We start from the raw sequence: 20,588 nt of genomic DNA, 5'->3' as shown, positions 1-20,588 counted from the left end.
TCGGTACACTACGTTCGAGGAGGAGCGCTATCGCGAATGTTAACTTGCATCAAATCGTGAGCAATGCCCTTCGGGGCGACCTATAAAGAAAGCGCACCCGGTTGTCGCTACAGCGGATGTGGCGAACGGTCCGGGGCAAAACGGCCAGATATGCGGGGACGTATACGTATAAAAGGCCAGAAAACGTAAATACAGGCACGAGGAATAAAATGAAAGCAATCATCAAGCGTTTCCTTAAGGAAGAAGACGGGGTTACCGCGATCGAGTACGGGCTGATTGCGGGTCTTATCGCTGTTGCGATCCTGGCGGGTGCTTCGTCGATCGGCACGAGTCTCGGTAACATGTTCTCGAATCTCGGGTCATGTATCAGCGCTCCGTCGACGGCCACGAACTGCACGGCGGCCACCATCTTTAAGTAACCCACCTGACGTTAATTAGTACGACCTCGGAGCATCGAGTCGTCTTGGTGTTGCGGAGGGAGGATTGCCCTAGGCGGTCCTCCCCTCCGCCACATTTATCGCAGGTTGCGGTGCGATGGCACATTTCATTTTCAGCGGGGTGTTCCTGGTCTGGGCTGCGCTTGTCGCAACCAGTGACATCCGTTTTCGGCGCGTTCCGAATTCGCTTGTCTTGGCGGGGTTGCTTTGTGGCCTGGGCAGCGCCTATCTGAACGCCAGTCCGTTCGGCATTTTCCCGAAGCAGGCCGTGATCGGCTTGCTGGTCGGGTTGGCCGCGTTTTTCCCGCTTTTTTTGCTGCGCGTCATGGGCGCGGCGGACGTCAAGATCTTTGCCGTGATCGGCGTATGGTGCGGCGCGAATGCGCTGCTTTGGATCTGGATTACCGCCAGTCTCGCCGCCGGTATTCATGTACTTGTCCTGATGCTGTTGTCGCGCACGTCGATCGGCGCTCTGCGGCGCCGGAACAAACCGTCGCTAACACTTGGCAGATATCGAGCAACCCCCTATGCGGCATGCCTCGCGGCTCCCGCTGCCGCGTGGGTCGTCTTGCTCGTCGCAACGGGGGGCGCACGATGAAACGGCAGAAACAGCGATGGGGGCGACGTCGGCAGCGTGGCGCGACGGCGGTCGAGTTTGCAATCGTGTTTCCGTTGCTGTTCATGGTTTTCTACGGCATCGTCAGTTTCGGGATGATTTTCACGATTCAGCAGAGCTTGACGTTCGCCGCCAGCGAGGGCGCGCGGGCCGGGTTGAGTTACGCCCCGAGCCTTGCTGCGCGTATCGCGAACGCCACCGCCACCGCACAGAATGTCGTGTCCTGGCTGAATGTCGGCACACCGCAGGTCGTGGCGCCGCCGTGCAGTTATGACACGTCGACTCCACCTGCGTTGTATTGCCTGTCCGTCACGGTGAACTACAGTCCGCAGAGCTGGATAACGAACATGCCGTTCTTGGGGACCGTATTGACTCAACCGTTGACGAGTACGGCGGTCGTGCAAATTCCGCAGTCGATCCTTTGAAGGACGTATCGTGACGCGACGGGCACGCTGACGCGCGATTTCGACAGAAACCTATCGGACTTTCATTTCGGCATCCACACAACAACATGGCCAACAATTTAACGAAGATCATCGCGGGGCTGCTGATCGGAATCGCGGTATTGCTCGGAATCTACGCGTGGATGCTCGGACGCAGTGCGCAGAACGTGCCCCCGGTTCAGCAGCCCGCTGCTGCAAGCCCGGTTCCGGTCGTGGTCGCGACGCGCGTATTGCCCGCTGGCCAGCCGATCACGGCCGACGCACTCAAGATCCGGCCGACCACACCGGCACCGGCAGGCGCATTTGCCGATCCTTCCGTGCTGGTTGGCCGGGTGCCGGCAGCGGATATCCCGGCTTCGTCGCCGGTTGTTGCGGGGGCACTGGTCTCCGGGCTTGCCGAGGATGTACAGCCGGGGGAACGTGCGGTCGCGGTGCGGGTAGACGAAACCAATGCGGTCGGCAATCGGCTACGGCCCGGCAATTTCGTCGACGTATTTCTGAATTTGAAGCGCGAAGGTGGCGGCACGATGCTTGACAGCGAAGTTTCGCAGACACAGGCGCGGCTGCTGTTGTCGAAGGTGCGTGTGTTGTCGTTCGGCGACGCAACGCCCGATCGAGACAGCGGCAACACCGCCAACGGCAACAACGGTCAACCGTCCGGTGTCCGCATCGCAGTGCTTGCCGTGCCGACCGCGCAAGTCGATGCGCTGACGCTCGGCGAGGCGAGCGGACGCCTGACTTTCGCGTTGCGCAACCCGCGCGACGACGAGCTTGCAATGCAGACGGTCGCGGTGCGTACGGACACCAAGCTGTCGCCGTCGGCGCTCGCCGCCGCGGGCGTTTCGCTGCAGCAACTGTCCGGCACGCCCAGAACTCCGGTGGCCAACGTGAACGTGCCGCCACTGCCATCGCGCCTGCCGCCGGCAGTGCGGCCGGGCGGGGGCGGCGGTGGTGGCATTGAAGTGATCCGTGGCGGCCGGTCGGAAACGGTTGCCTATTGAACGACATCGACGGCCATCGATATCAGCGACGACACGTAAAGGGCCGCGTGACGGCCTACCAAACAATGAAAAACACACTGATTGCATTCGGGATTGCTCTCTGCACGATGACTTTCGCCTCGCTTGCAAGCGCGAACGGCACGATCGAGCTCGCGGTCGGCGCGCAGCGGCAGCTTTCGGCGGGCCGGACACTGCAGCGCGTCGCGGTCGGTGATCCGGCAATCGCCGACGTGCTGATCATGAAGGGCACCCGGTCGGGTTCCGTGCTGCTGACGGCGAAAGCGCCCGGCGCGACGAATGTGATGCTGTGGGAGCGCGGTCACGACGAACCGACGGTCTGGAACGTCGCGGTCGTCGATGCCGCTGCGCAGGCGGTGCTCGACGGCTCGACGCCGCGCGTGAATGCATACGGTGGCACGGCCGTGCTGCAGGGCTCGTCGGCGTCGCTCGATGCGCATGCGCGTGCGGCCGCGGTCGCCAAGAGCATGAGCGGGAAGGGTACCGTGATCGATCGCTCGACGTTGGGGGGCAAGAGTGTCGTGCAGGTTGACGTGCGGGTCGTCGAATTCAGCCGCTCGGTGCTCAAGCAGGTCGGATTCAATTTCTTCAAGCAAAGCAACGGCTTTTCGTTCGGATCCTTCTCGCCGGGCGGCGTGCAATCGTATAGCGGTGGATCCCCCGGTTCGGCGGGTTACATTCCGACGCTCGGTTCGCCTGTTTCGTCCGCGTTCAATCTGGTCGTGAATGCCGCAGGACGCGGGATTTTCGCCGACCTGTCGCTGCTAGAGGCGAACAATCTCGCCCGCGTGCTCGCGGAACCGACGCTTGTCGCGTTGTCCGGCCAGAGTGCGAGCTTCCTCGCCGGCGGCGAGATTCCGGTGCCCTCGCCGCAAGGGCTTGGCTCGACCGCGATCCAGTGGAAGCAGTACGGTGTCGGACTGTCGCTGACTCCCACGGTGCTGAGTCCGCAACGGATTGCGTTGAAGGTTGCGCCGGAATCGAGCCAGCTCGATTATGTGAACAGTGTGACGATCAGCGGCGTTGCGGTGCCGGGGATTACGACGCGCCGTGCCGACACGACCGTCGAGCTCGGCGATGGCGAAAGCTTCGTGATTGGCGGTCTGATCGATCGCCAGACGATGTCGAACGTGAACAAGGTGCCGCTACTCGGTGATTTGCCGATCATCGGTACGTTCTTCAAGAATCTGAACTATCAGCAAAATGACAAGGAGTTGCTGTTCATCGTGACGCCGCATCTCGTTGCGCCAATCGCGAAGGGGGCGGTGCTGCCTGCCACGCCAGGGGAATTGTCCGAACAGCGTAATGGGCCGGTCTGGCAGTCGTATCTGGGCGGCGCCGCATCGCCTGACGCCGCACCGGGGTTTTCGAAATGAGTGCGAGGCATCGCGCGTTGCGGTGCTTCGGTACGCCTTGCGCAATCGGGGGTGTTCAACATGAACGCGCGAATCCAATCATTGTCTGAACCCGCCGTGACCGACTATTTCGTTTGCGCATCGCAACAGGAAGCGCATGTTCGATGGCTAGCCGATGCGCTGGTGTCGGCCGGTGCGGTCGATTCCGCATCACTCGAACCGGGCATGCTTGCCCAGCGCATCACGGGCCTCAATCCGGCGCTTGTCTTTATCGATTTCTCGGACGGTAAGCCCGCGGCGAGCATTGCTGCCGCCGCGGTTCGCGCCGCGCATCCGGGATTGCCCATCGTCGCGCTCGGCTCACTGGCCCAGCCGGAGAGCACGCTCGCAGCGTTGCGTGCCGGTGTGCGCGATTTCATCGATGTGTCGGCGCCGGCAGAGGATGCATTGCGGACGACGCGCGGGTTACTTGCGAATGTCGGCGAACCGGCGAGCCGACACGGCAAGCTCCTCGCGCTGCTGGGCGCACGCGCGGGCATGGGGGTCAGCACGCTCGCGGCGAATCTCGCCGTATGGCTACAGAAGCGCGCGGCGGGCTCGGGAGCGGATGGTGTGCCGAACGGCGGTACGCCGGCCGGTCGCCAGACCGCGCTCGTCGATCTGGGGCTGCCGGCAGGTGATGGCGCGCTGTTCCTGAATACCCGCTGCGAATTCCATTTCATCGATGCGGTGCACAACCTGCGCCGCATCGACCGGACGTTCGTGAATACCGCGCTGAGTCGACACGAGAGCGGCGTGGCGCTGACGACGCTGCCGGCCGACCTCAGCGCGCTGCGCGATGTCTCGTATGCGTCGTGTGCCGGTTTGCTGAACCGTTTTCGCGCGTTCTTCGATCAGCAGATCATCGATCTCGGCGGCTTCTCGAATCGCGAATTTGTGGCTCAGATCACGAACTCGGCTGACGAAGCGTGGCTTGTTTGCGATCAGGGCGTCGCGTCGATCGTGTCGGCGGCCGATTTGCTCACCGGGCTGCGTGACGCAGGCGTCAATACCGATCGCGTACGGCTCGTCGTCAACCAGTACGACCCGGCACTCGACCTGACACCCGCGCAGATCGCGGAGCGTCTTGGCTTGTCGCTGGTCGGTACCTTGCCGTCCCGTCGTGTTGCGATCGGTCATGCGGCGAACCAGGGGCGGCTCATTGTCGATACGGCAGAGCGCGACCCGTACGTGCGCGCGCTCGAGTCGCTGGCTGCGCGGCTGCCAGGCGTGTCGGTCAGATCCGCCGGTCCGCGTTCGGCGGCCGGCCTGTCCGCGCTGAAGCGCTTCATTCAACCCTCGTCCAAGCGGTCGTAAGCGATGGCACACGACATTCAATTTGCCGACGGCGCAGCGCCGTTCTCCCAGACGCAGCAATTCCACGACATCAAGAATGCCGCGCACGAACATTTGCTGACGCGCATCGAAGAGCTGGGAGCCGAGTTCGGCAGATGGTCCCGCCAGGCGATCAACCAGTTCGTCGATCTCGAGATCGACAGCTTCGTGCGCCTGCGTCGCATTCCGCTCAACGAGAACGAGGTGCGCACCATCGCGGAGGCGTTGACGAAGGAACTCGCAGGTTTCGGGCCGATCGAGGATCTGCTCGCGGATCCTGCGGTTGAGGACATCCTGATCAACGGCTACAACGACGTGTACGTGTCTCGTCACGGCATCCTCGCAAAGCTGCCCGTGCGCTTCACCGACAATGCGCACCTGTTGCGGATCGTACGGCGAATCCTCGCGCCGATCGGCCGCCGTCTCGACGAGTCGAATCCGATGGTCGACGCGCGACTGCCCGATGGCGGCCGCGTGAACGTCGTGATCGAGCCGCTGTCGATCGACGGCCCGGTCGTATCGATCCGGAAATTCCGTAAGGATCCGTTGAAGCCGTCCGATCTGCTCGGCAACGGGACGTTCAACGAAGAAATCAACACGTTGCTCCAGGCGGCGGTCGAGGCGCGCTGCAACATCCTCGTGTCGGGCGGTACGAGCTCCGGCAAGACGTCGCTGCTCAACGCGCTCGCGTTTCATATCCCGGAGATCGAGCGTGTCGTGACGATCGAGGATACGGCCGAGTTGTCGCTGAACCACCCGCACGTCGTGCGGCTCGAGAGCCGGCCGGGCGGATTCGACGGTACCGGTGTCGTATCGATTCGCGACTTGCTGCGCAATACGTTGCGGATGCGTCCGGACCGGATCATCGTCGGCGAAGTGCGCGGCGGTGAGGTGCTGGAAATGCTGCAGGCGATGAATACGGGGCACGACGGGTCGATGGGCACCGTGCACGCGAGTTCTCCACGGGAGTGTCTGTACCGTCTCGAGATGCTGGCGGGTTTTGCCGGCTTTCAGGGTACCGAATCGAGCCTGCGCCGGCAGATCGCAAATGCGATCGATTTCATCGTGCAGATCGGGCGCCTGTCGAACGGGCGGCGTCGGATCCTTTCGATCACCGAAGTGACTGGGCTGTCCGACAACATTATCGCGACGCAGGAGCTTTACCGTTACGAAGCGCGCGTGACGTCGGAGGGCGAGGAAGTCGACCACTGGGAAACCCTCGGCATTCATCCGCATTCGCCAAAGCTCGCGCGCTTCCGTCAGACGTTGACGAGCGGCGGGTTCGGCGATGGCGGCTTCGGCGGTGGCGGGTTCGGCCGCGGCGGCGGGGGCTTCAATGTATAGCGCGATGGTGTGGGTGCTGGCGGTCGCGATGCTGTGCGCCGCGGCCGCGCTGATGCTGTGGCGTCACGCGGAGACGCGGCGCGTGCAGACCGACGCGAAGCGCTTCATCGACAGCCGGCTCGAACCGGGTGCACGTGGCGGCGCTGCCGCGCAGGCGGTGCGGTCGACGCCGACGGGCGCTGTTCGCTCCATGCCGCAGCCCGCGCCGCGAAACGTGGCGTCCGACGCGTTGTGGGCGCACTGGTACGCGACGGCGTCCGAGTATCTGTCGAATCTTGCGAGTCGCGCGGGGATCGCGGACGCACGCGGCAAGACGCTCGCCGCCCTTGCCGTGATGGCGGTTGTCGCCGCGTTCGCGGGCAGTCGAGGTGGCGCGCTTGCGTGCTTTGCGGCGCTGGCGTGCGGCGGCTCGATACTCGGCGTCTGGCTTGCGTCGAGGATTCAGCGGCGCAGGCTGAAGATCGTCCGGCAGATCCCATCGTTCCTCGACGGGATCGTGCGTCTCGTGACGCTGGGTAACAGCGTGCCGGCGGCGTTCCAGTCGGCACTGTTGACGACCGAGGAGCCGCTGCGAGGCTGTCTCGACCACGTATCGAGAATGCTGCGCGGCGGTGTCGAAATCGATCGCGCAATGGTACACATCGCGAAGATCTACCGGACCGACGAATTCGAGTTGGTCGGTTCCGTATTGCGATTGTCGGTCAAGTATGGCGGCCGGGCGGACGTGATGCTCGAACGCATGGCAGTGTTCATGCGAGATCTCGAACAGGCGGAGCGAGAATTGACTGCGATGTCAGCGGAGACGCGCTTGTCGGCGTTCGTTCTCGTGATGCTGCCGATCGGCATCGGCAGCTTTATCGTCTTAAACAATCCGAAGTATCTGTACGGGATGTGGAACGATCCGGGCGGGCGGACGCTCCTCATGCTTGCGTTCCTGTTGCAATTGGCCGGCAGCGTCTGGCTGTATCGAATAGCTCGGCTCAGGTGATGCTATGACAGCAACTCAGATCGGAGCGATCGCCGTGGCGATCGGCGCACTCGGCGTGCTGCTGTTGGGCATGATCGCATTGCTGCGCGCGAGTGCTGCGGCGCGTGCCGAGCGCGCGCTTGTCGATGCGCTCGACCGACGCATGGCCACGCTCGAAGCAGTGAAGGCACGGACCGGGCCGGACGGCGGTGAGGCGCCGGCGAAATCCGACGCACGTCGGGGGCAGCGTGTCGAACGCATTCTCGATCGTCTGTCGACGATTGGCGTGCGCTGGCTCAATACCGGACTCGGCAAATACGCTGTCGCGGAAGAGGATCGCCGCCTGCTCGAGCAATGCGGTTACGTCGATACCCGCACGCGCGGGCTGTTCCTGAGCGCGCGGGTCGCGTGCGGAATCGGGCTGCCGCTGTTGTTCGCGATTTTTGCGAGCGGACGGATGAAGGGCGGTATGTGGATGGTCGGCATGTTTGCGGCTTTCGGGCTCGGCTTCATGTTGCCGAAGCTCTACGTGCAACGCCGCGCAGCAAAGCGGCGGCAAAGCGTGGTCGACGAACTGCCGTTGCTTGTCGACATGCTGCGTCTGCTGCAGGGCGTCGGGTTGTCTCTTGATCAGAGCCTGCAGGTCGTGACGAACGATTTTCGCGGAATGATGCCCGTGCTGTCTTCGGAAATGGGGATTGCACAGCGCCAGTTCGCGGCAGGCCGGACGCGAGAGCAGTCGCTGCAGCGCCTGACCAACGGATTCGACAATGAAGATCTGCGCGCGATCGTGCGCTTGATGGTTCAGGTTGACAAGCATGGTGGCGCGGTGCAGGAACCGCTCAAGCAATTCGGTGACCGGTTGCGTGAGACGCGTCGTGCAATGTTGCGTGAACGGATCGGCCGTTTGACCGTGAAGATGACTGGCGTGATGGTGCTGACGTTGCTGCCTGCGTTGCTGATTGTGACGGCAGGGCCGGGCTTGTTGGCAGTGACGCATGCGCTGTCGTCGCGTCATTGACGGTAGAAGGAAAGACGATGAAGCGGATCAACGAAAGGCTGGTACTAGCGGGCGTGACGGCGGTAGCGATGCTGCTGCTTGGTGGGTGCGCGACCAAGGACTCCGGATACGGTGTCAGCGCGCAGACGGAACGCGCGGCGCTGATGCAGGCAGCCGATCAGAAGCAGTCGGTGCCCGATACGCCGGGGATGTACCTGGGCCTGATCCAGCGGATGCAGGCGCAGGGACTCTACTTTGCGTCGCTTGCACATATCGACTCATACGACAAGACATATGGCGTGATTCCGGAGTCGATCCTGCTGCGCGCGGACGCACTGCGAATGACCGACCAGCCGGCCGCGAGTTCGGTCGCCTACACGCAGTTGTTGAAAACTCCGCTTGCCGCGCGCGGTTATCGCGGGCTCGGCTTGATCGCGGGGGCGGCAGGGAATTTCGACCAGGCAGCGCAGGCGCTCGCGCAAGCGTCGAGCCTCGCGCCGACCGACGCATCGCTGCTGTCCGATCTTGCGTATGCGAAGTTGCGCAGCGGCGACGTCGTCGGGGCACGTGTGCCGCTGATGAAGGCGGCCGAACTGGATCAGCGCAATCCGAAGATCGTCAGCAATCTTGCGCTTTATTTGATTGCGGCAGGGCGCGCACAGGATGCGCAGCGCTTGATGAACCAGCAGCATCTGCCGGCGGATATACGCAAGGACATCAATGGCGACGCCGCGAAAGTGATGGCTGCGGTACACGCACAGCAGCGCGCAATCGCGACGCCGCCGGTGGTATCGCGTCCCGCCATCACGACGCCGATTACACCGATGGCGAACAATTTCGGCTACGACCAGACCGTACCGCTGCTGCAACGCTTTGCACAATGAACAGACATCCGGGGAGCGACATGAACAACCAACATCACCGCAACATGCACGTCGGCCGGATCGCGGCGCTGGCCGCGATCGTCTGGATGGTAGCGAGCCCGGTTGTCGCGTCCGCGCAGAATGTCGATGAGCCGCATGCGTCCGACGTCGAACGCTCGGCGAGGGAATGGCTCGCGATGCAGCGCGACAATCGCGTGGCGGCGCCCGCGCAGCCGGTGCTCGGAGATGTTGCATCGCTCGTCTATCAGCGTTATCTCGACTCGTTCAAGAACAAGATTCCGGACACGATGAATTCGCAGCTCGGCTCTGCCGGCGGCATGTCGGGCGGCGGGCAAGCTGCGCAGTAGGCGAGACGGCGATGCGCACGATTCAACCACATGCGGTCCGGCGGCGCCGTGCCAGCTGCTTGCGCAGACGTCACCAGCGCGGCGGTGCCGGGATCATGGCGACGATCTTCCTGGCGATAGCGGTCATTGTGCTGGGTGCGACGGATATCGGACGCTACTATGCCGAACGACGCCATATGCAGTCGGCTGCCGATTTGGCCGCGCTTTCTGCCGTTACGCAGGCCGCCAGCGACGCCACGTGCACGGCTGCAACGACTGCAGTCAATCAATTGACGAACGTGCCGGCAAGCTTGCTGTCGGGAAAGGCGACGGCAACCGTGACGTGCGGGATCTGGAGCCCGCCGGCGACCAGCGGCGCCAGCGCACTGTTTACGCGTACCTCGGGAGCCCCGCTACCCGCCAATAACCAATGTGCCGGCCTGTCAGGCGGCGCCGTCAGTGCGGGTCAATCGGTCAACGCCGTTTGCGTGACTGTTTCCGAACCCGTGAGCGGGATTTTCATCAATGGCGTAACGATCAGCGCGTCGGCTATTGCCAAGAGCGTGCCGACCGATACGTTTACGTTGACCACGTCACTGGCGACGTTGAACGGCGGGTTGACCAACAAGTTGCTGCAAGCGCTTACGGGGTCTCCGAATGCGCTGAATCTGCAGGTTCTCGACTACCAGGGGTTGGCGCAAGTCAACCTGAAACTGGCCGGTATTCTCGCCAATCTGCCGGTCGGCACAACGACAGGCGTATTGAACGGTACCGTGACGCTCGGCCAATTGGCGAACGCAACATTGCAGGCGGCGACGCAGCAGAATGTGGTCGCGGCGAACCTCAACGTGCTCAACGCGATCGCCGCTGGGCTTTGTTCCGGTGGTGTCTGCGGTGGGCCTCAGATTGTGCTAGGTCAGCTGGTTTCTGCTGCCACCGCGACAGGAACCTCTGCCGTCGACGCGAGCGTCAATGCGCTCGGCTTGCTGTCGACGGCGCTGCAGATCGCGAACGGCCAGAATTCGGTCAGCATCTCGTCGCTTAATGTCGCCACACCGGCTCCGCTCGGACCTTTGGTGAACGCAAGCGTGCAGGGATCAGTGAAGCTCGGGGCGATTCGGCCGGCCACGGCGAGCGGTCCACCCGGACCAGCGAATTGTGGGACGTCCGATTGCACGACAAACACGTCGACCTCGCAGGGAACAGTGTCCCTCACTACGACCATGGCGCTGTTGTCAAACTGCTCTGACAACTCAGTGATCTATGGGAGCAACGGTTGCGTGGGCGCGCCATCATTTGTGACGGTAAATCTGCCGGTCACCGTCTCGGTAGCACCGGCGACGGCGGGGTTGACGTCCGTCGTGTGTACCGGGAGCCAGAAGATCGCGAAAGTGAACGTTCAGACTGGCGTGCTTGCTGCTTACATCGGGGAGGCTGGTTCACCGGATTTGACGAACCTAAATAGCGGCTACCTTCCGGATTCCAGTCCAAGCGCAACACCGATCCAACTGGTGTCGGTAAACCTGCAGGGTTTGCTCAACCTGCTGACCGGTACTCAACCGAACGTCGTCGGACCGGTGATCGACACGTTGACGGCGCTGATCAATACCCTGACGTTGGGCACGATCAACTTGAATCAGATCAAGATCACCGTTAGCTTGAAACCTGGCCAACTGACAGTTCCTATCGCCAATCAGAGCCCGATGACGCTCGAGTTTACGTCGTCGGATGCTTCGCCGTACATGCAGTCGGTTTCTACTACTCAGTTTCTGGTGCCAGCGGTACAGGCAATCGCGAAGAATGGCCTGACATTGTCGGTTTCGCTGATTGACAACAAGGGGCTACTGGCTCAAGCGCTGCAGTTATTGGGCATCGATTTGAATTCGATATTGAATAAGTTGTTGTCAAGCGTGACCTCGCTGCTCCTGCCCACGTTGGCGAATGTGCTTGTTCCACTGCTCCTGCAGCCGATCGATTCGGTTCTGAGTTCGGTTGCTGAATTGCTTGGATTGGGGCTGGGGAATGCCTATGTCACGAACACACCGGACTCGATCAAATGCGGTAATCCCGTGCTGGTTCAATGATGCCTGAACGTTCTGTCATTGAAGCACGCGGGGCGCCGCTTGAACCGCTCACTGATCTGCAATGCCAAGCAACCCGTCAATTACTGAAGCCGCACCCGAAACATGAGAACCACGCCCGCAATCGAAGAGCTCGACCTGTACGTCTGGGAAGGCAAGGCGGACATCGTCGACCGCGTCGCCCGGTGCATGGCGAGCTTCGACGTCGAAGTGATCCGTGCCGACAACGCGGAGGTCTCGCCCGAGCGCGCCGCGCTGCGGCGGTCGCTCGCGATCATCAGCGTGACGATGATCGAAGGCGGCGCGGCATTCCTGCGCGACTGGCAGGCCAACATCGGCATGCCGGTGGTCTGGGTCGGCGCGGCGCGCGACCACGACGCGTCGCAGTATCCGCCCGAGTATTCGCACATCCTGCCGCTCGACTTCACGTGCGCCGAACTGCGCGGCATGATCGGCAAGCTCGTCACGCAACTGCGTGCGCACGCGGCCGAAACGTTGCGACCGTCGGAACTCGTCGCGCACTCCGAATCGATGCAGGCACTGCTGCACGAAGTCGATACGTTCGCCGACTGCGACACCAACGTGCTGCTGCACGGCGAAACCGGCGTCGGCAAGGAGCGCATCGCGCAACTGCTGCACGAAAAGCATTCGCGCTACCGGCACGGTGAATTCGTGCCGGTGAACTGCGGCGCGATTCCGGACGGCCTGTTCGAATCGCTGTTCTTCGGCCACGCAAAAGGGTCGTTCACGGGCGCGGTTGTTGCGCATAAAGGCTATTTCGAGCAGGCGGCCGGCGGCACGCTGTTTCTCGACGAGGTCGGCGATCTGCCGCTGTACCAGCAGGTCAAGCTGCTGCGCGTGCTCGAGGACGGTGCGGTGCTGCGCGTCGGCGCGACGGCGCCGGTCAAGGTCGATTTCCGCCTGGTCGCGGCGAGCAACAAGAAGCTGCCGCAACTGGTGAAGGACGGGCTGTTCCGCGCCGATCTCTATTACCGGCTCGCGGTGATCGAGCTGAACATTCCGTCGCTGGAAGAGCGTGGCGCGGTGGACAAGATCGCGCTGTTCAAGTCGTTCGTCGCCCAGGTGGTCGGCGAGGAGCGGCTCGCCCAGTTGTCGGATCTGCCGTACTGGCTCACGGATTCTGTCGCCGACAGCTATTTCCCCGGCAACGTGCGCGAATTGCGCAACCTCGCCGAACGCGTCGGCGTGACGGTGCGGCAGACGGGCGGCTGGGATGCCGCGCGGCTGCAGCGGCTGATCGCGCATGCGCGCAGCGCCGCCCAGCCGGTGCCGGCGGAGAGCGCGGCCGAGGTGTTCGTCGATCGCAGCAAGTGGGACATGAACGAGCGCAACCGCGTCATTTCGGCGCTCGACGCAAACGGTTGGCGGCGTCAGGACACGGCCCAGCAGCTCGGCATCAGCCGCAAGGTGTTGTGGGAAAAGATGCGCAAATATCAGATCTTCGACGAAGAGCCCGAGACCCGCGAAAGCGAGTAATTAATGAGATAAAATCGCGGTGAATTACAACGACTCGGGCGGGAATAAAACTTCATGAGCCATATGACGGGGTTGGGGCGGGTGAGCGTATTGGCGCTCGCGATGGTGGGAGGCATCCAGGGCGCGTTCGCGCAGGGGCTGGCAGGCAGCGATCCGTCGGCGGTGCAGCAGGCGTCGGCGCCGGTGGCTGCGATTCCGGCGATCGATTCGCAGGCGCAGACGTCGGTGCAGCCGCAGGCCGGCGAGACGACGGGGCCGAGCACGGTCGACGACTTGCAGCGCCAGATCCAGGCGCACTCGCTGACGGAAATGCGCACGAGCTACAACGGCAGCTACGGCGCCAGCCTGCTGTTCAACGTCAAGGATGGTGCGTATTTCGTCGCGTTGTTCCAGCAGAAGGCGTTCTGGCGCGTGATCAAGACTTACGACGAAACGCGCGCGGAAGCGATCTATCGCGATTTCTCGCATCAGGCGGAGCGGCTGGCCGTCAACGAGCTGCGGGCGGCGAAGCTGGAATCGCAGAAGGCGCAAATGGACAAGCAGATCGAAGTCACGCAGGACCGCGCACGGCGTCTGCAGGCGGACATTTCGATCGCCCGCCAGCAGCAGGCGGCGGTGGCGGATCGCCAGAAGAGCGTGCGGAGCGAAACGGCCGCATTGCAGGCGCAACAGGCCCAGCTCCAGGCGCAGCTGCGGGCATTGCAGCAGCAGGTGCGTTCGCTGCAGCGCGAGGCCGACGCGGGCCTGCCGACGACGGCGCGCTGAACCGGGCAACGGCGGTGCGGCGACATGCCGCGCCGGCCATACAAGTGAAAAGGGCAAGCCGGTTTGGCTTGCCCTTTTTGTTTTACTGGCCGTCCGGCACGATTCGCCGGCGGCGCGTCACGATGACCGGCCCGTTGCCGCCGCGGGAGTCGGACGGCGCGGCGTTGCCGGATGCGTCGCCGGTGTCGCGCGGCGCGCCATAGCTTTCGCGCGGTTCACGCGGCTCGCGCGGCGCGCCGTAGCCTTCGCGCGGTTCACGCGAGCCGTAACCCTCGCGGGGTTCGCGCGAACCGTAGCCTTCGCGCGGCTCGCGGGAGCCGTAGCCGCCGTCGCCGCGCGATTCGCGCGGGCCGCCGTGCGAGCCGTACGGGCTATGACCGCCGCCTTCACGGCCGCCGGGGCGACCGCCGGTACGCGGGCCGCGGGGGCCGCCGCCGGGGCGCGAGCCGCCCGTGTCGAGCTGGATCGTGGAAATCGCGCGCTTGTAGATGCCTTGCAGACCCACGGGGGTGCGCAGCATCACCAGATACTGGTCGAACGACTCGATACACCCCGTCAGACGAATGCCGTTGACGAGATAGATTTCAACACGCTTACGTTCCTTGCGCGCCGAATTGATGAAGTCGTTTTGCGGATGGGATTCTGCGGGATTGGCCATTGAGGTGCGGCAGGAGCCTGCGTCAGAGAATATGTTGTGCGTGTGTGGCGTGTTCGTCCACAAGGCGTTTGGCGGAATTCTACCCTGTTCAATAGGGAAGCGCGCAGTCGTGATTGTGTCGAACCGTAACCCACTATAGACGTTCCGGCGCATTTTCGCGATTCGGCCGAATGGCCATCGTCGTTTCGTTACGTCGCGTTACGACTCTCGCAGCCTCGTATCACCTGGGTAGGCACGCCACGCTTACATTGATCGCGCGAGCCGGGCGGGCCGGCCAATCAGGGATCGGGAGCATGAACAAGAGGCAAATGGCAGGGGTGATCGGAAGCATGGCGTTGCTCGTTTCCGGTAGTGCAATGGCGGGGCACGTGGACCTTTCAGTCGGCATCGGCGTACCTGTGGCGCCGGTCTATGTCGAGCCGGCGCCGGTCTATGTAGCGCCGCAGCCCGCCGTTGTCGCCTATCCGGGCTACGGGTATGGCTATTACGGCGATGACGACGACGATCGCTATCGCAAGTGGCGCAAGCACTATTACAAACACTGGCATCGGCACCACGACGACGATGACGATTGAGCCCGTGGCGAACCCCGTCAGCGCGCGTCAGAACGCGTAGTCGGGGTTTTTCGGGTCGAATGCGGTGTCGTCGAAGGTCGCCGGCGCGATTTTCTCGATGACGATCCGCTCGAAGATCCTGCCGTCGTTGTCATAGGATTCGACGGTCCGGAAATAGGGGGCGTGCAGGTCGAGCCCCAGCACTTCCTTTTTCGCATAGAACTGCGGCCGGCCGGTCGGCGTTTCGTAGGTCAGTGCGACGACGCGCACGCCGCCGATCGTCGTGGCTTTCACGTCGGTCGGTCGCTGCACGCCGGCTTCCACGTATTTCTTCCCTTCGGTCAGGTACAGGTTCGCGATGAACTCCGTGCCGAGATCCTTCACCTGGTGATTCGACTGCGCACGCGCCAGCGCGCCGTCGATCGCCGTCCACAGCGGTATCTTGCCGAGCAGGCCGCCGAGATGGCCGAACATCTCGTCCTTGCGCTGTGTCGTGTCGTAGATGGTCTCCTGCCCGGCATGGGCGCCGCCCGGCAGCCATTTCGCGTACACGCGCAGCGGCTCGCGGGTCGTCTTCACCAGCATGCGATCGGGCGTGTCGGACCATTTCCCGCTGATGCGCTCCTGACGCACCATCGTGAACTGGTAGGACGGGTAGCCGTTCGGGCCGTTGCGGATATAGAGCGGCACGGCGAACGGATCGAGTGCCTTGAAGAGCGCCGTGAGCGTCGCGTCGTCGAGTTGCGCGAGCGTGCCGCGCTGGGCCGCCGTGCGCAGCCAGCGCGCCTGTTGCGCGACCGGCTCGTGCGCGACCTTTGCGAGATCCGCGGGCAGATCGACGGCCGGTGCCGCGCTCGCGGCGCCGGCCGTTTCCTGGGCATGCAGGCCCGTCTGCGCGAGCGACAGCACGCACGCGACGGCCGCCGCCGCATGCCGCGCGCGGCGTTTGATTCCTTCGTTCATCGACAGCGTCTCCCGGAGCGATGGATCGGTCAGGCCTGCTTCGCGGCATTGAGTTTGGCGAGTTCCTCGTCGCGCAGCGCGCGGCGCAGGATCTTGCCGACGTTCGTCTGCGGCAGCGCGTCGCGGAACTCGACGAATTTCGGCATCTTGTAGCCGGTCAGGTTCTTGCGGCAGTGCGCGAGTACGTCCTCGACCGTCAGCGTCGGGTCGCGGCGCACGACGAACACCTTGATCCGTTCACCCTGTACCTCGTCCGGAATGCCGATCGCCGCGGCCTCGCTGATGCCCGGATGCATCACGAGCACTTCCTCGATCTCGTTCGGATACACGTTGAAGCCCGACACGAGGATCATGTCCTTCTTGCGGTCGATGAGGCGGATGAAGCCGCGCTCGTCCATCACGCCGATGTCGCCGGTGCCGAGCCAGCCGTCGGCGTCGATCACCTTGGCCGTCTCGTCGGGGCGCTGCCAGTAGCCGCGCATCACCTGCGGGCCGTGCACGCACAGCTCGCCCGGCTCGCCGATGGCGGCCCAGGTGCCGTCCTCGCGCCGAAAACGCACGAGGGTCGACGGCGCGGGCAGGCCGATCGAACCGCTGAACGCGGCCATGTCGTTCAGGTCCACGGGGTTCATCGTGACGATCGGCGAGCACTCGGTGAGGCCGTAGCCTTCGACCACCGGCCGGCCCGTCACCTGCTGGAAGCGCTCGGCGACCGCACGCTGCATCGCCATCCCGCCCGCCATCGCGAGCTTGAGCTTCGAGAAGTCGCGCTTGCGGAATTCCTCGTTGTCGAGAAACGCGTTGTACAGCGTGTTGATGCCGGTGATTCCCGTGAACGTTTCGTGGCGGATGATCTTCATCACCATCTTCATGTCGCGCGGATTCGCGATCAGGATGTTGCGCCCGCCGAGGCCCATGAAGATGAACGCGTTCACCGTCAGCGAATAGATGTGATAGAGCGGCAGCGGCGTGAGCACGGTCTCGACGTCGCCCGATACCTGGTCGGCGATCCAGGCCTTCGCCTGCAGCAGGTTCGCGATCAGGTTGCCGTGCGTGAGCATCGCGCCTTTCGCGACACCGGTCGTACCGCCCGTGTACTGCAGGAACGCGAGATCGTCGCGCGTGGCCTGCACCGGCTGCGGCTTGCCGCGCGCGCCGAGCGCGAGGGCGGAGCGCAGCCGGATCGCCTGCGGCAGGTGATAGGCCGGCACGAGCTTCTTCACGTGCTTCAGCACGAAATTGATCAGGCGTCCTTTCGCGTTGAAACCGTCGGCGAGCAGGTCGCCGAGTGCGGTGACGACGATGTGCTTCACCTGCGTTTCCGGCAGCGCGTCCTGCAGCGTGCGCGCGAAGTTCTCGAACACGACAATCGTCTGCGCGCCGCTGTCCTTCAACTGGTGCGCGAGTTCGCGCACGGTGTAGAGCGGATTCACGTTGACGACGATCGCGCCGGCCTTCAGCGTGCCGAACAGCGCGACCGGATACTGGAACGTGTTCGGCAGCATGATCGCGACGCGGTCGCCGGGCTTCACGCCGAGGCTTTGCAGGTACGACGCGAACGCGTCGACCTTCTGCGCGAGTGCGCGGTAGGTCATCGACGCGCCGGCGCTCACGTACGCGACGCGGTCGGCGAAGCGGGTGGTGCATTCGTCGAAGAACTGCACGAGCGATGCATATTGCGTGACGTCGATCTCGTGCGGAACGCCGGGCGGGTACGACGCGTACCAGATGCCGTCGGTGTTCGGCGGAATCTGGGCCGAGGTGGTTGCTGCGGAAGATGACATGACGTGTCTCCGGTCTTGGCTCTCGGCATGGGCCGGCGCTTCGGCGCCTGCCCATGCCCTGTGCTTCGCGGTCGGCCGGCGCGGGCGTCTCGACGCCGCGCCCGATCGCGCGTATCGGTCAAATCGTGAACAGGAAGCCGCGCGTGGCCTCGCGCGGCTCAGTTCGTGGAATGCAGCGTTGCCGTCTCGGCGGTCGTCGCGCCCGACTGCGGCAGCCCGAACGCTTCGCTGGCGCCCGCGTCGTCGAGCACCGCCGCGAAGATCGACAGTTGCGCGCTGTCGGGCATCGGCGCCTTCAGCGCGGCGACGATCAGCGACGACAGCCGCGCGATCATCTGCACGTCGTTCATCGTGCGGCCTTGCGAGAATTCGTCGATCAGGCTTTCCGTTTCGGCACCCGCGAGCGCGCCGGACAGCGCGCCGATCGCGAAGTGCAGCCGCCAGCCGAGCTCGGTGCGCGGCAAGTGCGGCAGCGCGCGCTGGAAGGCGTCGAAGAAGCGGCCCGCGACGCTCGCGTAGTGCGCGGTCAGGAAGTTGCGCACGAACGGCGACGGATCGGTGTAAGCACGGCCGATCAGCCGGAGGAACCCGGGCCCGCCGCGTTCGGGATCGCGCGATGCCTTCAGCGCCGGAATGAACATCGCGCCGAGCACGTGCTCGCAGGTGATGTGCGCGCCGAGCTGCGCATCGAAGCGGTCGAGGATGCCGAGGCGTTCCTGGTTCAACTGGTCGAGCCGGCGCGACAGCATCGCGTGGATCAGCGCTTCCTTGCTGCCGAAGTGGTAGTTGACCGCGGCGAGATTGACTGCCGCGCGCGACGTGATCTGCCGCATCGACATCGCCTCGAAGCCATGTTCGATGAACAGATCCTCGGCCGCATCGAGAATGCGCGCCTTCGTCCCGCCGGTCTGCCGCGTGCCGGATGACCGTGCCCCGGACGGCCGTCCCGCCGATGGCCGCCCCTCCTGACTTACTGCCATGTTCCGCCTCCCATGCCGGTTTCCCGGCCGCGAACAGGTGATTTGATTATCTGATTCAAACAGTCGTTTTTATTAAGATAAAAAAACGCGGGCAGGCCGGGCAAGCGCGGAATCTGGACCAATTCCTCTAGTTCGATGTGCGGTTGCGGAAAGCGCGGCGCACGCTCCCGGCGGGACAGGGCGCGCGCGATGATGCGGTGCCGCAACGTGCGGGTTCACCCGACGGCGCTACGCGTATTGACCGATTGCGTCATGTCGATACCGCGTCGTTCGCGGCTGAACAGGATCAGCACGGCGATCGCGACGGCCACGATGCCGGCCACGAGCGCGAGCGCGAAGCCGTAATTGTCGTGGTTCGACACGGCGAGCGACGCCTGCATCGTCGCGTTGCCCGATGCAAGCAGGTTGCCGAGCTGATAGACGACGCCGGGGAAGGTCGCCCGGATCTCGTCGGGCGAGATCTCGTTCAGGTGAACCGGTATCACGCCCCACGCGCCCTGTACCGAGATCTGCATCAGGAACGCGCCGGCGGCGAGCGCGACCGGGCCGCTCGAGAACGCCCACAGCGGCAGCACGGGCAGCGCGATCAGCGCGGCGATGAAGATCGCGCGGCGCCGGCCGATCCGCTCCGAGATCGCACCGAACGACAGGCCGCCGACGATCGCGCCGATGTTCAGCACGATCGTGATCCACGACACCGTATGCGGATCGAAGTGATGCTGTTCGCGCAGGAAGGTCGGGTAGAGATCCTGCGTGCCGTGCGAGAAGAAGTTGAACGCGGTCATCAGCACGATCGCGTAGATCGTGAGCTTCCAGTTCTGTTTCAGCGTGGCGCCGAGACTCGGACGCGGGCGCTTCTCCATCTGTTTCCATGCAGGCGATTCGGGCACGTGTGCGCGCACGTACAGCACGAGCAGCGCGGGCAGCACGCCGACCATGAACATCCCGCGCCAGCCGATGATCTGGTAGAACAGGCCGAACACGACCGACGCGAGCAGATAGCCGCTCGGGTAGCCGGCCTGCAGCAGCCCGGACACGACGCCGCGAGCGTGGGTCGGCACGGTTTCCATCGTCAGCGCGGAGCCGACGCCCCATTCGCCGCCCATCGCGATGCCGAACAGCGCGCGCAGCACGAGCAGCGCGGTCAGGCTCGGTGCGAAACCCGACGCAAGTTCGAGCAGCGAATAGCACGCGATGTTGACCATCAGCGTCGGGCGGCGGCCGAAGCGGTCGGCGAGCCGGCCGAAGATCAGCGCGCCGAGCGGGCGCATCGCGAGCGTCAGCGTGAGCGCGAACGCGACGGCCGGGATCGTCGACGCGAATTCCGCGGCGATATCCTTCAGCACGAACACCATCAGGAAAAAGTCGAACGCGTCCAGCGTCCAGCCCAGGTAGGCGGCGATCGTGACGTTGCGTTGCTCGCGGGTCCAGCTCATGTCCGGGTCTCCTCGTTGGCTTGCGCGTTCGCGACAGGCATGCGGATGCCGGCCCGGCTCGCGCGTGGCGCGGGGGGCATGGATCGAGTGTAGGCTTCCGCGCCG

General features: G+C 64.0%; 20 protein-coding genes. 15 read left to right on the top strand and 5 right to left on the bottom strand.

Annotation, left to right across the window (positions count from 1 at the left end; all coding sequences use genetic code 11):
• Positions 1 to 209: 209 nt before the first annotated feature.
• The 14 genes from HWX62_RS30590 to HWX62_RS30525 all read left to right on the top strand — a co-directional run bounded on the left by HWX62_RS30590 (position 210) and on the right by HWX62_RS30525 (position 14,108).
• Complete coding sequence (locus HWX62_RS30590) at positions 210 to 419, top strand: Flp family type IVb pilin (protein ID WP_175933222.1); 210 nt, start codon at positions 210 to 212, stop codon at positions 417 to 419.
• A 115-nt stretch (positions 420 to 534) separates the two neighbouring features.
• Positions 535 to 1,035: a prepilin peptidase gene (locus HWX62_RS30585; RefSeq protein ID WP_175933223.1), complete on the top strand. Its 501-nt coding sequence runs from the start codon at positions 535 to 537 to the stop codon at positions 1,033 to 1,035.
• Positions 1,032 to 1,478, top strand: coding sequence for a TadE family protein (locus tag HWX62_RS30580; RefSeq protein ID WP_175933224.1), 447 nt, complete (start codon positions 1,032 to 1,034; stop codon positions 1,476 to 1,478). Before HWX62_RS30585 ends, HWX62_RS30580 begins: the two co-directional genes overlap by 4 nt.
• Positions 1,479 to 1,564: 86 nt before the next feature.
• On the top strand, positions 1,565 to 2,497 hold the full coding sequence (cpaB, locus tag HWX62_RS30575) for a Flp pilus assembly protein CpaB (RefSeq protein WP_175985309.1): 933 nt from the start codon (positions 1,565 to 1,567) through the stop codon (positions 2,495 to 2,497).
• A 65-nt stretch (positions 2,498 to 2,562) separates the two neighbouring features.
• Positions 2,563 to 3,891 carry a type II and III secretion system protein family protein gene (locus HWX62_RS30570; protein WP_175932504.1) on the top strand — a complete coding sequence of 443 codons (1,329 nt, stop codon included), beginning with the start codon at positions 2,563 to 2,565 and terminating at the stop codon, positions 3,889 to 3,891.
• A 60-nt stretch (positions 3,892 to 3,951) separates the two neighbouring features.
• Positions 3,952 to 5,226, top strand: coding sequence for a fimbrial protein (locus HWX62_RS30565; RefSeq protein ID WP_175932399.1), 1,275 nt, complete (start codon positions 3,952 to 3,954; stop codon positions 5,224 to 5,226).
• A 3-nt stretch (positions 5,227 to 5,229) separates the two neighbouring features.
• Positions 5,230 to 6,588 carry a CpaF family protein gene (locus HWX62_RS30560; RefSeq protein ID WP_175932400.1) on the top strand — a complete coding sequence of 453 codons (1,359 nt, stop codon included), beginning with the start codon at positions 5,230 to 5,232 and terminating at the stop codon, positions 6,586 to 6,588.
• The gene (locus HWX62_RS30555; RefSeq protein WP_175932505.1) at positions 6,581 to 7,576 is read left to right on the top strand and encodes a type II secretion system F family protein; all 996 of its coding nucleotides are present in this window, start codon (positions 6,581 to 6,583) and stop codon (positions 7,574 to 7,576) included. Before HWX62_RS30560 ends, HWX62_RS30555 begins: the two co-directional genes overlap by 8 nt.
• Before the next feature lie 4 nt (positions 7,577 to 7,580).
• On the top strand, positions 7,581 to 8,576 hold the full coding sequence (locus HWX62_RS30550; RefSeq protein ID WP_175932401.1) for a type II secretion system F family protein: 996 nt from the start codon (positions 7,581 to 7,583) through the stop codon (positions 8,574 to 8,576).
• Between the two features lie 17 nt (positions 8,577 to 8,593).
• Positions 8,594 to 9,439, top strand: a complete 846-nt coding sequence (locus tag HWX62_RS30545; RefSeq protein WP_175932402.1) for a pilus assembly protein — start codon at positions 8,594 to 8,596, stop codon at positions 9,437 to 9,439.
• Between the two features lie 20 nt (positions 9,440 to 9,459).
• Entirely contained in the window at positions 9,460 to 9,786 is a 327-nt protein-coding gene (locus HWX62_RS30540; protein WP_175932403.1) for a DUF3613 domain-containing protein, read from the top strand.
• 11 nt (positions 9,787 to 9,797) lie between these two features.
• A complete protein-coding gene (locus HWX62_RS30535) occupies positions 9,798 to 11,849 on the top strand; it encodes a pilus assembly protein TadG-related protein (protein WP_279610484.1) in 2,052 nt (683 codons plus the stop codon).
• A 102-nt stretch (positions 11,850 to 11,951) separates the two neighbouring features.
• Complete coding sequence (locus HWX62_RS30530) at positions 11,952 to 13,343, top strand: sigma-54 dependent transcriptional regulator (protein WP_175932405.1); 1,392 nt, start codon at positions 11,952 to 11,954, stop codon at positions 13,341 to 13,343.
• A gap of 54 nt (positions 13,344 to 13,397) precedes the next feature.
• A complete protein-coding gene (locus tag HWX62_RS30525) occupies positions 13,398 to 14,108 on the top strand; it encodes a DUF2968 domain-containing protein (RefSeq protein ID WP_175932406.1) in 711 nt (236 codons plus the stop codon).
• Positions 14,109 to 14,190: 82 nt separating this feature from the next.
• Here the strand turns inward: HWX62_RS30525 and hfq are convergent, their stop codons facing one another.
• Positions 14,191 to 14,766, bottom strand: a complete 576-nt coding sequence (gene hfq, locus HWX62_RS30520; RefSeq protein ID WP_074799988.1) for an RNA chaperone Hfq — start codon at positions 14,764 to 14,766, stop codon at positions 14,191 to 14,193.
• Between the two features lie 293 nt (positions 14,767 to 15,059).
• Between hfq and HWX62_RS30515 the strand changes: the two genes are divergently transcribed.
• On the top strand, positions 15,060 to 15,341 hold the full coding sequence (locus tag HWX62_RS30515) for a hypothetical protein (RefSeq protein WP_175932407.1): 282 nt from the start codon (positions 15,060 to 15,062) through the stop codon (positions 15,339 to 15,341).
• A gap of 27 nt (positions 15,342 to 15,368) precedes the next feature.
• On the opposite strand, the gene HWX62_RS30510 is transcribed toward HWX62_RS30515, so the two are convergent.
• From HWX62_RS30510 to HWX62_RS30495, 4 genes are all read right to left on the bottom strand, one after another.
• The gene (locus HWX62_RS30510; RefSeq protein WP_175932408.1) at positions 15,369 to 16,283 is read right to left on the bottom strand and encodes a DUF1571 domain-containing protein; all 915 of its coding nucleotides are present in this window, start codon (positions 16,281 to 16,283) and stop codon (positions 15,369 to 15,371) included.
• Positions 16,284 to 16,312: 29 nt separating this feature from the next.
• The gene (locus tag HWX62_RS30505) at positions 16,313 to 18,067 is read right to left on the bottom strand and encodes an AMP-binding protein (RefSeq protein ID WP_175932409.1); all 1,755 of its coding nucleotides are present in this window, start codon (positions 18,065 to 18,067) and stop codon (positions 16,313 to 16,315) included.
• Between the two features lie 158 nt (positions 18,068 to 18,225).
• Positions 18,226 to 19,047 (bottom strand): TetR/AcrR family transcriptional regulator, encoded by an 822-nt coding sequence (locus HWX62_RS30500; RefSeq protein WP_175932410.1) that lies wholly within the window; start codon positions 19,045 to 19,047, stop codon positions 18,226 to 18,228.
• Positions 19,048 to 19,262: 215 nt separating this feature from the next.
• A complete protein-coding gene (locus tag HWX62_RS30495; RefSeq protein WP_175932411.1) occupies positions 19,263 to 20,483 on the bottom strand; it encodes an MFS transporter in 1,221 nt (406 codons plus the stop codon).
• Positions 20,484 to 20,588: the final 105 nt, after the last annotated feature.

Origin of the sequence: Burkholderia sp. BCC0506 (assembly GCF_902833145.1) — a bacterium.
Taxonomy (GTDB): domain Bacteria; phylum Pseudomonadota; class Gammaproteobacteria; order Burkholderiales; family Burkholderiaceae; genus Burkholderia.
The sequence above is the reverse complement of the archived record's forward strand: the minus strand, read 5'-3'. Positions and strand labels throughout refer to the sequence as shown.

Bases quoted from the DNA above. Each gene is read 5' to 3' on its own strand.
- cpaB (WP_175985309.1), top strand. From the start codon at position 1,565: ATGGCCAACAATTTAACGAAGATCATCGCGGGGCTGCTGATCGGAATC.
- HWX62_RS30515 (WP_175932407.1), top strand. From the start codon at position 15,060: ATGAACAAGAGGCAAATGGCAGGGGTGATCGGAAGCATGGCGTTGCTC.
- HWX62_RS30580 (WP_175933224.1), top strand. From the start codon at position 1,032: ATGAAACGGCAGAAACAGCGATGGGGGCGACGTCGGCAGCGTGGCGCG.
- HWX62_RS30590 (WP_175933222.1), top strand. From the start codon at position 210: ATGAAAGCAATCATCAAGCGTTTCCTTAAGGAAGAAGACGGGGTTACC.
- HWX62_RS30530 (WP_175932405.1), top strand. From the start codon at position 11,952: ATGAGAACCACGCCCGCAATCGAAGAGCTCGACCTGTACGTCTGGGAA.
- HWX62_RS30585 (WP_175933223.1), top strand. From the start codon at position 535: ATGGCACATTTCATTTTCAGCGGGGTGTTCCTGGTCTGGGCTGCGCTT.
- HWX62_RS30540 (WP_175932403.1), top strand. From the start codon at position 9,460: ATGAACAACCAACATCACCGCAACATGCACGTCGGCCGGATCGCGGCG.
- HWX62_RS30555 (WP_175932505.1), top strand. From the start codon at position 6,581: ATGTATAGCGCGATGGTGTGGGTGCTGGCGGTCGCGATGCTGTGCGCC.
- HWX62_RS30565 (WP_175932399.1), top strand. From the start codon at position 3,952: ATGAACGCGCGAATCCAATCATTGTCTGAACCCGCCGTGACCGACTAT.
- HWX62_RS30510 (WP_175932408.1), bottom strand. From the start codon at position 16,283: ATGAACGAAGGAATCAAACGCCGCGCGCGGCATGCGGCGGCGGCCGTC.
- HWX62_RS30505 (WP_175932409.1), bottom strand. From the start codon at position 18,067: ATGTCATCTTCCGCAGCAACCACCTCGGCCCAGATTCCGCCGAACACC.
- HWX62_RS30500 (WP_175932410.1), bottom strand. From the start codon at position 19,047: ATGGCAGTAAGTCAGGAGGGGCGGCCATCGGCGGGACGGCCGTCCGGG.
- HWX62_RS30535 (WP_279610484.1), top strand. From the start codon at position 9,798: ATGCGCACGATTCAACCACATGCGGTCCGGCGGCGCCGTGCCAGCTGC.
- HWX62_RS30495 (WP_175932411.1), bottom strand. From the start codon at position 20,483: ATGAGCTGGACCCGCGAGCAACGCAACGTCACGATCGCCGCCTACCTG.
- HWX62_RS30550 (WP_175932401.1), top strand. From the start codon at position 7,581: ATGACAGCAACTCAGATCGGAGCGATCGCCGTGGCGATCGGCGCACTC.
- HWX62_RS30545 (WP_175932402.1), top strand. From the start codon at position 8,594: ATGAAGCGGATCAACGAAAGGCTGGTACTAGCGGGCGTGACGGCGGTA.
- HWX62_RS30560 (WP_175932400.1), top strand. From the start codon at position 5,230: ATGGCACACGACATTCAATTTGCCGACGGCGCAGCGCCGTTCTCCCAG.
- HWX62_RS30570 (WP_175932504.1), top strand. From the start codon at position 2,563: ATGAAAAACACACTGATTGCATTCGGGATTGCTCTCTGCACGATGACT.
- hfq (WP_074799988.1), bottom strand. From the start codon at position 14,766: ATGGCCAATCCCGCAGAATCCCATCCGCAAAACGACTTCATCAATTCG.
- HWX62_RS30525 (WP_175932406.1), top strand. From the start codon at position 13,398: ATGAGCCATATGACGGGGTTGGGGCGGGTGAGCGTATTGGCGCTCGCG.